Origin of the sequence: Amycolatopsis sp. WAC 04169 (assembly GCF_003947535.1) — a bacterium.
GTDB classification, from domain to species: domain Bacteria; phylum Actinomycetota; class Actinomycetes; order Mycobacteriales; family Pseudonocardiaceae; genus Amycolatopsis; species Amycolatopsis keratiniphila.
The window spans coordinates 365449-376647 of sequence record NZ_QHJI01000010.1 but is presented as its reverse complement, the minus strand read 5'-3'; the positions used below and the strand labels follow the sequence as shown (position 1 = coordinate 376647).

Below are 11199 nucleotides of genomic sequence, written 5' to 3'. Positions count from 1 at the left end.
GCGACGGCCCCGGCGCGCCGGAGTCAGCCCGAGGTGTGGTCGAACGTCAGGTGCGAGGTGATCCGGTAGCGGTCGCCCCGGTAGATCGAGCGGGTGTACTCGATCACGCGGCCGCCGTCGTCGCGGGTGGTGCGTTCGAACAGCAGCGCGGGGGAGTGCTGCGGGACGCCGAGCAGGCCGGACTCGTCGGGATCGGTGACGGTCGGCTCGATGATCTGCACGGCCGTCGCGGGCACGACCTCGTACCGCGTGCGGAGCAGTTCGTAGAACGAGCCGGACTCGAAACCCGCGGCCGTGATATCGGGCACGAGGTCGCGCGGCACGAGGATCCGCTCGATCGCCATCGGTGCCTCTTCGACGACGCGGACGCGGGTGACGGCCACCAGTACGTGGCCGGGGGAGACTTCGAGCCGTTTGCCCAGCCGGGCACCCGCCGGCGTGGTGGCGAAGTCGATCACGCGGCTCGTCCAGTGGCCCTCGGCGGGCGGGGCGAACTGCTCGCCGCCGGTGGCGGGCAGGAGGTCCTGGGAGATCTTGCGCGGCGCGGTGAACGTGCCGCGGCCGTGCTCGCGGACCACGAGACCGTCGCGCTCCAGTTCGTCGATCGCGGCCCGCAGGGTGGGGCGTGAGACGCCGATTTCGGTGCTCAGCGCGCGTTCCGAAGGCAGGACCTCGCCCGGCTGCCGCCGCTCGATGAGCTGGCGTAGCCGATCCTTGACCTCTGTGCGCCGCATGACCACAGCTTACCCAGTGGCCACAGCGAATTGGCTGGTGGACAAGTTGTCTAGACCTATTGACTTTACCACTTCACCGGGCGACGGTGGAAAGAAACTGACCAGTGGTAAAGGAGACGAGATGTCGACCTCAGGGAAGTTCCGCGCCGCCGCCGTCGCGGCCTTGTCGGTCACCGCACTGGCTCTGGCGCCGGGCGCCGCTTCGGGAGCGGCCGGTTGCGGGGCGCTGTTCGACGACTTCCACTACGGCTCGCACACCGACGGTCTCCTCGCCCAGCACGGCTGGCAGGTGCGCTCCGGAGCGGGTGGCCCCGGTGTCGGCGGTGCGCGCTGGGCGCCCGAGGGCATCACGTTCCCGACGTCCGACGGCGACAAGGTGCTGCAACTCGCCTCCACCACCGACGGCACACCCGCGGGGACGACGCAGACCGAGATCATGCAGCCCGATCGGCGGTTCTTCGAAGGCACGTACGCGGCGCGGATCCGCTTCTCCGACGCGCCGGCGTCCGGCCCCGACGGCGACCGGATCAACCAGACCTTCTTCACGATCAGCCCGCTCCGCTACGCCAACGACCCGATCTACAGCGAGCTGGACTTCTCGGAGTACCTGCCCAACGGCGGATGGGGCGAGGCGGGGCCGGTGAACTTCCAGACCAGCTGGCACACCTACACGCCGGATCCTTGGTACGCCGAGAACAAGAGCGACAGCCAGCGCCGCAGTATCGACGGCTGGCGCTCCGTCGTCGCGACGGTTTCCGACGGCCATGTGCGGTACTACATCGACGGCGCCCTGGTGGCCGACCACGACCGCGGCGGGCCGTTCGACGTGTACCCGCGGCAGAACATGTCGCTCAACGTGAACCAGTGGTTCATCGACCTCACGCAGCACAGTGGCGGGACGAGCACCTACCTCGAACAGGTGGACTGGGTCTACTACGCGAAGAACGAGGTGCTGACGCCGCAGGCCGCCGCCGATCGGGCCGCGTCGTACCGGTCTTCGGGTGTGCGGTTCACCGACGATCTCGGTGGCTGTTAGATGTGAACGGTGGATCGGCTGACGGAACGTTTCGAGGAACACCGGACCAGGCTGCGGGCGGTGGCCTACCGGATGCTGGGCTCGTCCAGTGAGGCCGAAGACGCCGTCCAGGACACGTGGCTGCGGCTGAACCGCGCCGACGCGGCGGAGATCGAGAACCTCGGCGGCTGGCTGACCACGGTGGTGGCGCGGGTGTGCCTGAACGTGTTGCGCTCGCGCGACCACCGGCGGGAGGAATCCCTCGACGACCAGCTCACCGAACCGGCCGACTCCTCCGTCGATCCCGCCGCCGACGCGGTGCTCGCCGACTCGGTGGGGCTCGCGATGCTGGTGGTGCTGGACACGCTGGCTCCCGCCGAACGGCTCGCGTTCGTCCTGCACGACATGTTCGCGGTGCCGTTCGACGAGATCGCCCCGCTGATCGACCGCACCCCGGCCGCCGCGAGGCAACTCGCGAGCCGGGCCCGGCGCCGGGTCCAGGGTCGTTCCACCGCCGCGGAACCGGACCTCGCGCGACGGCGCCAGGTCGTCGACGCCTACCTGACCGCGGCCCGCGGCGGCGACTTCGCCGCGCTCCTCGAACTCCTGCACCCCGACGTCGTCCTCCGCGCGGACAAGGCGGCAGGCCCCTCGCGCGAACCGATCTTCCTGCGCGGCGCCAACGTGGTGGCTCGCGGCGCGGCGGCCGCTTCGGTGCGCGCGGCGGTCACCCAGCTCGCGCTGGTGAACGGCGGTATCGGCCTCGTGATGGCCGACGAAGGACGGCCTTCCGTGGTGCTCGCGTTCGAGTTCGCGGACGGGAAGATCAGCGAGATCGATGTCATCGCGGACCGGGAACGGGTGCGGGGGCTGGATTTGGTGATGGTGGACTGATCCGGGGTTGCGGTTCGGTCGCGAACGAATACCGATGGTCCGGTGTCTTCACCGGATTCGTTAACGGTCTTCTGGTGGTGGCCGCCTTCTTTTCGAAGCTCTTTTGAGTCACGACGAGGAGGCGGCCATGTCGGAGGGGACAGTCGGGAAGGCCCGGCGTCATCCGGTGAAGGAGCAGGACACCGCGTATCGGGACGACTATCAGCGGGATCGGGACCGGGTTCTCTATTCGTCCGCGTTCCGGCGGCTGGCCGGGGTGGCGCAGGTCGCTGCGGTCAATGAGCAGCTGGTCTTGCACAACCGGCTGACCCACAGTTTGAAGGTCGCTCAGATGGGGCGAAGACTCGTGCAGCACCTGCGCTATCAATTGGACGATCTGAAGCGTGGTTTCCCGGAAGGATCGAATCTGAACGAGGACGTTGTCGAGACGGCGGGACTCGTGCACGACATCGGACACCCGCCGTTCGGCCACATCGCGGAGGAGGTCCTCGGTCAGCGACTGGCCCAGATCGACGGGCTGGAAGGCTTCGAAGGGAACGCTCAGTCCTTCCGGGTGGTCACAAAACTCGCCCGGCGGAAGATGGAGCACCCAGGTCTCAATCTGACCCAGGCGACGTTGAACGCGATCCTCAAGTATCCGTGTCTGAAGCATTCGTCCAAGTCGACAGCCCTATGGACCGACCGTGGCTACGGGGACAAATGGGGCGCGTATCAGACCGAAAAGGTGGACTTCGACTGGGCGCGGCAAGGCAGCCGCGGTGACTTGAGATCCGCGAACGCTGTCCTGATGGATTGGGCGGACGACATCAGTTACGCGACGCATGATCTAGAGGACTACTTTCGTGCCGGTCTCATCCCGCTGCACAGCTTGTCGGTGGACAAGGAGCGCATACTCAAGCATGGCCTCCGCAGGCTGAAGCAGCACAGGGGATTCGACGAGTTCCGATTCCGGAACGAGCTCGAAACGATCATCGCCGAGTTCGGCGGACGCCTGCACTCCCAGTGCTGGGAAACCCGTAAGAACCGGGTGCAGATGAACAAGATCAGCAGCGGCCACCTCACCCGCTTCGTGAAGGCGGTCCGGCTACTCGGTGAACCACCCTACGTCGAGATCGAGCAGAGCAGCCAGTACCGGGTCGCCGCGCTGAAGGAACTCACGTGGTTCTACGTGATCAACAGGCCTCCGCTTGCCATCCAGCAGGAAGGTCAGAAGCGGATCATCGGTTCGCTCTTCGATCGGCTGATGATGTGCTTGGAGAAGTCTCCGAGTAGCCCGAAAATCCCCATCCAACTCCGGGGGATCTATCGCGATATCACGCAGGATGACACGGCGGAGGCCATGTCGGAGAAAAACAAGGAAGCCGGCTGTGCGCGGGCCGTCACCGACTACATCTGTCTGCTCACCGAAGCGCAAGCGGTCGATCTTGGCGAGCGACTGGCGGGGCGGTCGCAGAGCTCGATGTTCGGAACCTGGTTCAACTGAGCGAGCGCATGCCGAGGGGCCCGTCGCCTGGTGGGTCGGCGGGCTCCCTCGGTGTCAGCGGTGGTTGTGGCGGGGTGTTTGCAGCGGGTCCAGGTATTGCGGTGGAATGAATTCGGGTCGGCCGTTGGTGATCTGGACTTTCCAGCCGGATTGTCCGTGGATGACCATGTGGTGGTAGCGGCAGAGCAGGCAGAGATTGTTCAGATCGGTGTCGCCGAGCTGCCCCCACGGCAAAATATGGTGGGCTTCGCAGTGTTTCGGTCTTCGCCGGCAGCCGGGGAACGCGCACCCGTGGTCGCGCAGATTCAAGGCGCGGCGCTGAGCAGGAGTGACACTACGGGCGGCGCGGCCGATATCGAGGGGTTCGCTGTCGGTGCCGAGGACGGCGGGGATGATTTTCGCGTCGCAGGCCAGCATGCGGGCGTGCCGGGCGGTGATCTGCGCGACTCCGTCCACGCAGGCCGCCCCCAGCCCGGAAGTCAGGGTTTCCAGCGGGATGGTGACTACGACGGTGGTGCGGTCTCCGGACAGGGTGGGCGCTTTGTCGTTGGTCATCGCGTAATGGATCGCGTCGAACAACGCGTCACCATTGCGCTCACCCGGAGTACGCAGGTCACGGTTGCCGTCCTCGTCGACGGGTCTTCGTTGTCCCCAGGTTTCGAACAGGGCGTTGGCGCGGGCCCCGAATTCGGGGTCCAGCAAGCCGTTGAGCCGCCACCACCCGTCGTCGCGTTTGTGCAGGTGCACTTCGCGTGATGGGGGTTTGAGGTCTTCGTCTTTGGGTTCGTTGCCGTCGGGGTCGAGGTGGGCGAGGAGTTCGGCGCCGACGTTGCTGATCTCCTGCGGTCCTGCGTGGCGGGCCAGGGTCACCAGGATCTGCTCTGCGCCGGTCCGGTCGTCGGCCGAGGCGTCGTCCGGGATTTTCTTCAGTACCGCGAGGATCGGGTCGAGTTGCTGATGCCCGAGGTCGCCTTCTGCGGCTGCGGCACCGGCGATGGGCGCGAAAGCCGAAGCGGGGGTGCCGTCGAGGTTCCGGCTCTCGTTCAGCGCCAGCGCACGGGCGACAGGGTTACCGGCTTCTTTCGGGCTGATGCGGGCGGTCTCGGCGAACCAGCCTGCTGTCGAGCCGTGCCCGAACAACTCCATCGGGCCCCGCGATTCGATCTCGACCAGGAACTGCCCGACCTCCGCCAGCGCCTGACGTGCCACCGACAACCGCTCGACGACACCGTGCGCGAGCTCGCGCGCACCGGCACGCCACAGCTCCTGCGGCGGTTCGAGGATACGTTGTCCGGACACTCCGCAAGAATAGCAAGCATCGAACAAGTGTGCGAATCTGAAAAGGTTTCTTGAAATCTATTCAAGCAGTGTTCGCAAACGCGCCGCCCCGTCCGGCTCGTGGACCGCCACCCCTCAAACCTCAAGCCGCAGAACGGTTTCATCGATCTCACCATCCCGAGTCGACGCGTACGCGACCTCGGTCCCAATGACACGGAACCCCGCCTTCCGCAGCACCCGAAGCGACCCGAAATTGTCACTGGCGGCCCGGGCGTACAAAGGCCGGACTTCGACCATCTCCAGAAACAGAGCGAGGGCGCGGCTGGCGACTCCCCGCCCCCAAACCGCACGGTCTATCCAGTAGGTGATTTCGGCGTCGCCTTCCACGAAAAAACTGCCGATGGTGCCGAGGAAGCGCCCGTCGCCGGTCACCGCACGCAGGGTGAGGTCCGGGGAAGTCCTCAACCTCGCCATGTGACGGTCGAACGCTTCGCGATCGTCGGGGTCCCTGGCGATGAACGCGGCCATCCTCACCGATTCGGGGTCACGCATCAGCTCGTACAAGGTGTCCAGGTCGCGGTCCTCGACCGGCCGCAGTGCCACCTCGACCATCGATCTCCTCCGTCTGCCGGCGACGTTCCCGGCAACCATCAAACCCGAAATCCGCCTAAGGTGGCCGAGACGCCGCAGTCACTCCCGGGAGGCACGCATGTCGTTGTTGGCCCAGCTGAACTCCGCGATCACCACGGGCGCGATCGAGGTCGTCGACCTCACCGCCCCGTTGAGCGCGAACACCCCGATCCTCCAGTTGCCGGAGCCGTTCGCGAACACGATCCCGTTCGGCCTGGAGGAGATCAGCCGGTACGACGAACGCGGGCCGCGCTGGTACTGGAACAACATCCACACCGGCGAGCACACCGGGACCCACCTCGACGTCCCCGTGCACTGGGTGTCGGGAAAGGACGGCCACGACGTCTCCGAGGTGCCGTTGCGCACGCTGGTCGCCCCGGCCGTGGTGCTCGACGCGTCCGCCCGCGCGGCCGAGGACCCGGACTATCTGCTGTCCATCGAAGACATCCGTGAGTGGGAGCGCGTGAACGGGCCGCTGCCCGAGGGCGGCTGGCTGCTCTACCGCACGGGCTGGGACGCGCGCTCGCACGACCAGGAGGCCTTCCTCAACAACGACGAGAACGGCCCGCACACCCCTGGCGTTTCGGGGGAGTGCGCTCGCTGGCTCGCGGAGGAGGCGCCGATCACCGGGTTCGGCGTGGAGACCGTCGGCACCGACGCGGGGCAGGCACTCGCCATCGAACCGGCCTTCCCCTGCCACGAACTCCTTCTGGGCGCCGGAAAACACGGCTTGACCCAGTTGCAGAACCTGGCGAGTCTGCCTGCCACCGGCTCCCTGCTGGTCGTCAGCCCGCTCCCGATCGTCGGCGGTTCCGGCAGCCCCGCCAGGGTCTACGCGCTGGTCGAGCGGGTATGAACGTCGCGGAACTGGTCGGCCGCACGCTCGCGGAACTCGGCGTCGGCGCCGCGTTCGGGGTCGTGGGCAGCGGCAACTTCGAGGCGACCAACGGGCTGCGGGCGGGCGGGGCACGGTTCGTCGCCGCACGGCACGAGGGCGGCGCGGCGAGCATGGCCGACGCGTACGCCCGGATGAGTGGCCAGGTCTCGGTACTGAGTCTCCATCAGGGCTGCGGGCTGACCAACGCGCTCACCGGCATCACCGAGGCGGCCAAGAGCCGGACCCCGATGATCGTCGTGGCGGGCGACACCGCGGCGTCGGCGGTGCTGTCGAACTTCCGGGTGGACCAAGACGCGCTCGCGGCCGCCGTCGGCGCGGTGCCCGAGCGCGTGCACGGGGCGCGGATCGCGGTCGCCGACACCGTCCGTGCCTATCGGACGGCGGTCCAACAACGACGGACGGTCCTGCTCAACCTGCCGCTCGACGTCCAAGCCCAGGAAGCGCCCGAATCGGCCCCGGTCCCGGAAATCCCCGGCCCGGCGTCGATCCGGCCGAGTGCCGACGCGGTCGCAAAACTGGCAGACCTCCTGGTCGAAGCGCGCAGGCCGGTGTTCATCGCCGGCCGCGGCGCACGGGGGAGCGCAGCACCACTTAAGGAACTCGCGGAACGATCCGGTGCGCTGCTGGCGACTTCGGCGGTGGCGCACGGCCTCTTCCACGACGTTCCCTTCTCGATCGGGATCTCGGGCGGCTTTTCGTCGCCGCGAGCGGCGGATCTCGTCAGGGACGCCGACCTCGTGATCGGCTGGGGATGCGCGCTGAACGTGTGGACCACCCGGCACGGCACGCTGCTCGGTCCGGCCGCCCGGCTGGTCCAGGTCGACGTCGACCAGGCGGCGCTCGGCGCGCACCGGCCGATCGACCTGGGCGTCGTCGGCGACGTCACCAGCACGGCCGTGGACGTGCACGCCGAACTCGGAAGGCGTGGCCACCACAGGAGCCGCGAAACCCCTGAAAGCACCCGATGGAACGACGTCCCGTATAACGACCTATCCGGGGGCGGGAGGATCGATCCGCGTACGCTCAGCCGCCGTCTCGACGAGATTCTGCCGTCCGAACGGGTGGTCTCGATCGACTCCGGCAACTTCATGGGTTATCCGAGCGCGTACCTGTCCGTGCCCGACGAGAACGGCTTCTGCTTCACTCAGGCGTTCCAAAGCATCGGGCTCGGCCTCGGGACGGCGATCGGCGCGGCGCTGGCCAAGCCGGAGCGCCTGCCGGTGCTCGGAGTCGGCGACGGCGGGTTCCACATGGCCCTCTCCGAGCTGGAAACCGCCGTCCGGCTACGGATCCCGCTCGTCGTCATCGTCTACAACGACGCGGCGTACGGCGCCGAGATCCACCATTTCGGTGCCGCGGACATGACGACGGTCCGGTTCCCCGACACCGACATCGCGGCGATCGGACGCGGTTTCGGCTGCGCCGGGGTCACCGTGCGGTCGGTCGAGGATCTCGCCGCCGTCAAGGACTGGCTGGACGGCCCACGGGCCGCGCCGCTCGTCGTCGACGCCAAGATCGCCGACGACGGCGGCTCGTGGTGGCTCGCCGAAGCCTTCCGGCATTGAGTCCTCTAAACGCCCCAGTCCGGCCGCAGCGGCATGCCCGCGTCGCCGTCCGGGCCGACCTTCACCCCGAGCACCTGGTGCAGTTCGATTTCCCGGCGCTCGAAGGCGAGGCGGCACGCGGCCATGTACAGCGCCCACACGCGGCTCCGGCCGGCGCCCGCTTCGGCGACGGCCTCGTCCCAGTTCGCGTCGAGGTTGGCGCACCAGGCACCGAGGGTGGTGGCGTAGTGCTCGCGGAGGTTCTCCGAATGCCGCACCTCCAGCCCGCTGTCGTGCATCGCGGTGGCGATCTCGCCGACGGATTCCAGCTCGCCGTCGGGGAAGACGTACCGGTCGATGAACCCGCGTGACCGGTGCGGGACGGAGGTGTCCGGGTTGGTGATGCAGTGGTTCAGCAGGCGCCCGTGCGGCTTCAGTTTCCCGGCGAGGAAACGGAAGTACGACGGCAGGTTGCGCGCGCCGATGTGCTCGGTGAGCCCGATCGAAGACACCGCGTCGAAGCCCGTTTCGGTGACATCGCGGTAGTCGAGGTGCCGTACTTCGGCCTTGTCCGCGAGCCCCTTGGTCACGATGTCCTTCTGCGCCCATTGTGCCTGCTCGCGCGAAAGGGTGACGCCCAGCGTCTCGACGCCGTAGTTCGCGACGGCGTGCTCGACCATCCCGCCCCAACCGCAACCGACGTCCAGCAGCCGCATCCCGGGCCGCAGCCCGAGTTTCCGGCACACCAGGTCGAATTTGTGCGCCTGCGCCTCTTCCAGTGACGCGCCTTCGGAAGGATAGGCGGCACACGTGTAGGCCATCGACGGGCCGAGTACCAGTTCGTAAAACCGGTTCGAGACGTCGTAGTGGTTCGAGATCGCGTTGCTGTCGCGCGCTTTCGAGTGCCGTAGCCCGTCGAAGACGCGTTTGGCGCGGCTCGGCAGTTCTTCGGCGGGCGGGGCGACGCGGCGCAAGTGCTTCGGCCCGAGTTCGCGCAGCAGCCACAGCCGGTCCGCGGCGCTGAGCTGATCGACGTGGGCCACGAGCGCGCGCAACGCCGAGTAGAGGTCACCGTCCACATCGAGCGCGCCGGCGACGTAGGCACGGGCGAGCCCGAGGTCGCCGGGGGACGACATCAGGTACGTCAGCGCCAGCGGCGACCGCACCCGGATCGACACCGGCGCGTCGGCCGGGCCGCTCGTGCTGCCGTCGTAGGCGGTGATGGACACTTCGGCGCTCGGGCCGAGCAACCGCTCGAAGATCTTCCCGACGGTGGTCGTCTCAGCCATGGTCGTCTCTCTTCTTCCCTGGCCCGATCACCGCCGCCGCACGCATTTCGCGTACAGGTCGAGCAGGCGGCCGTCGGGGTCGTAGGCCGTCTTCAGTTTCCGGTAGGCGTCGCCGTTGTACAGCCGCCAGAACTCCTCTTCGGCATAGAAACTGTCGGAGTACAGCGACTTCCGCCCGCCGAGCCGGGTCACTTCGGCCTCGATCAGCCGATTGTGCGTATCCGGCGCCTCGCCGGGGTCCAGTGGCACGGCGGACCAGAACCCGAAGTTGACGTACAGCGTCTCGGGGTCCATTTCGTACAGCGGCGAGTTCACGCCGCCCGGCCGCTGCTTCAGCGGGCAGATCCACACCGGGCTGATCGGGATCTCGCGGCGGAAGAAGTCCAGGAACTCCGCGGCCCGCGACAGCGGCACTTCGATGTCCTGGACGATGGTCTCTTCCGGTGGGAGGCGGCGCAGCTTGAGCAGTTTCGCGGCGATCCCGAACCGGCGGTCGAGCGCCACGACCTTCCAGTAGACCGACGACCGCAACAGCCGCCTGCCCAGCAGCAGCCGGGGAAGCCGGTGCTGCACGCCGAACGCCCGCGAGCACCAGAACCAGTCCGTGTCCCAGCGCCACAGGTAGTCCCGGACGCTCAGGTGATCGGTCTCGCGGGAGCGGATCGACTTGTAGTAGATGTCGAGCCAGGTGTAATCGCTGGTCACCGGTGCCGACGAGGTGAAGGTACCCAGCGTCAGATACTGCTCGCCCGGTCCGAAGACCGTTCCGTCCACGAAGTCCGCCGACCCGCTCCGGCATGCCTCGCCGAGCGCCGCGAAGTACTCCTCGGTGTCTTCGTACCGGACGTGGTCGAGCCGGACGTACGGTTTGACCGGCTCCAGCTCGATCTTCAACCGCAACGCGTAGCCGAGCGTCCCGTAGGAGTTCGGGAAACCGTGGAAGAGATCGCTGTGCTCGTTGTCCGGCCGGGCGACGACGATCCTGCCGTCGCCGGTGAGCAGCTCCATCTCCAGCACCGATTCGTGCACGAGCCCGTTGCGGAACGAGGACGACTCGATGCCGAGGCCGGTGACGGCGCCGCCGAGCGTGATCGTCTTGAGCTGCGGCACGACCAGCGGCATCAGCCCGTGCGGCAGGGTCGCGTCCACCAGCTGCTCGTAGGTGACCATGCCTTCGACGTCGGCCGTGCGCGCCAAGGGATCGACGTCGAGCACGTGCGTGAATCCCGAGACGTCCAGCCCCGGCGTGCTGGTCGCCTTCCGTGCCCGGAACAGGTTCGACGTCCGCTTCGCCAGCCGGACGGTGCCGTGGAGATCGGCGAGCTGCGCACGGAGGATTTCGGCACGCGCCTCGTGTTCGGCGAACCGGACCAGCCGCGCCGTCTCCCGGATACCGCTGTCACTGCTCGCCATCAGTTCATCGTGCCGCACCGA

10 protein-coding genes are annotated in these 11199 nt (G+C 67.6%); 5 read left to right on the top strand and 5 right to left on the bottom strand.

Annotated features, from left to right (window positions below; translation table 11 throughout):
* Positions 1-23 precede the first annotated feature (23 nt).
* Complete coding sequence (locus DMC61_RS29105; protein ID WP_043848210.1) at positions 24-734, bottom strand: GntR family transcriptional regulator; 711 nt, start codon at positions 732-734, stop codon at positions 24-26.
* Positions 735-855: 121 nt separating this feature from the next.
* Here DMC61_RS29105 and DMC61_RS29100 point away from each other — a divergent pair, with 121 nt between their 5' ends.
* The 3 genes from DMC61_RS29100 (at position 856) to DMC61_RS29090 (ending at position 4126) form a co-directional block, all read left to right on the top strand.
* Entirely contained in the window at positions 856-1770 is a 915-nt protein-coding gene (locus tag DMC61_RS29100; RefSeq protein ID WP_125692986.1) for a glycoside hydrolase family 16 protein, read from the top strand.
* Between the two features lie 9 nt (positions 1771-1779).
* Positions 1780-2643 (top strand): sigma-70 family RNA polymerase sigma factor, encoded by an 864-nt coding sequence (locus DMC61_RS29095; RefSeq protein ID WP_125692985.1) that lies wholly within the window; start codon positions 1780-1782, stop codon positions 2641-2643.
* A gap of 127 nt (positions 2644-2770) precedes the next feature.
* Positions 2771-4126 (top strand): deoxyguanosinetriphosphate triphosphohydrolase family protein, encoded by a 1356-nt coding sequence (locus DMC61_RS29090; protein ID WP_125692983.1) that lies wholly within the window; start codon positions 2771-2773, stop codon positions 4124-4126.
* Positions 4127-4180: 54 nt separating this feature from the next.
* Here DMC61_RS29090 and DMC61_RS29085 read toward each other — a convergent pair whose 3' ends face one another.
* Together DMC61_RS29085 and DMC61_RS29080 are read right to left on the bottom strand one after the other, a co-directional pair.
* The gene (locus DMC61_RS29085) at positions 4181-5425 is read right to left on the bottom strand and encodes an HNH endonuclease signature motif containing protein (protein ID WP_125692981.1); all 1245 of its coding nucleotides are present in this window, start codon (positions 5423-5425) and stop codon (positions 4181-4183) included.
* A gap of 114 nt (positions 5426-5539) precedes the next feature.
* Positions 5540-6016, bottom strand: a complete 477-nt coding sequence (locus DMC61_RS29080) for a GNAT family N-acetyltransferase (RefSeq protein WP_125692979.1) — start codon at positions 6014-6016, stop codon at positions 5540-5542.
* Between the two features lie 97 nt (positions 6017-6113).
* Here DMC61_RS29080 and DMC61_RS29075 point away from each other — a divergent pair, with 97 nt between their 5' ends.
* Complete coding sequence (locus tag DMC61_RS29075) at positions 6114-6890, top strand: cyclase family protein (protein ID WP_125692977.1); 777 nt, start codon at positions 6114-6116, stop codon at positions 6888-6890.
* The gene (locus DMC61_RS29070) at positions 6887-8497 is read left to right on the top strand and encodes a thiamine pyrophosphate-binding protein (protein WP_125692975.1); all 1611 of its coding nucleotides are present in this window, start codon (positions 6887-6889) and stop codon (positions 8495-8497) included. The genes DMC61_RS29075 and DMC61_RS29070 overlap by 4 nt, the downstream gene beginning before the upstream one ends.
* Before the next feature lie 5 nt (positions 8498-8502).
* Here DMC61_RS29070 and DMC61_RS29065 read toward each other — a convergent pair whose 3' ends face one another.
* Positions 8503-9765, bottom strand: a complete 1263-nt coding sequence (locus DMC61_RS29065) for a class I SAM-dependent methyltransferase (protein ID WP_125692973.1) — start codon at positions 9763-9765, stop codon at positions 8503-8505.
* A 27-nt stretch (positions 9766-9792) separates the two neighbouring features.
* Positions 9793-11178, bottom strand: a complete 1386-nt coding sequence (locus tag DMC61_RS29060) for an FAD-binding oxidoreductase (RefSeq protein ID WP_125692971.1) — start codon at positions 11176-11178, stop codon at positions 9793-9795.
* Positions 11179-11199 lie beyond the last annotated feature (21 nt).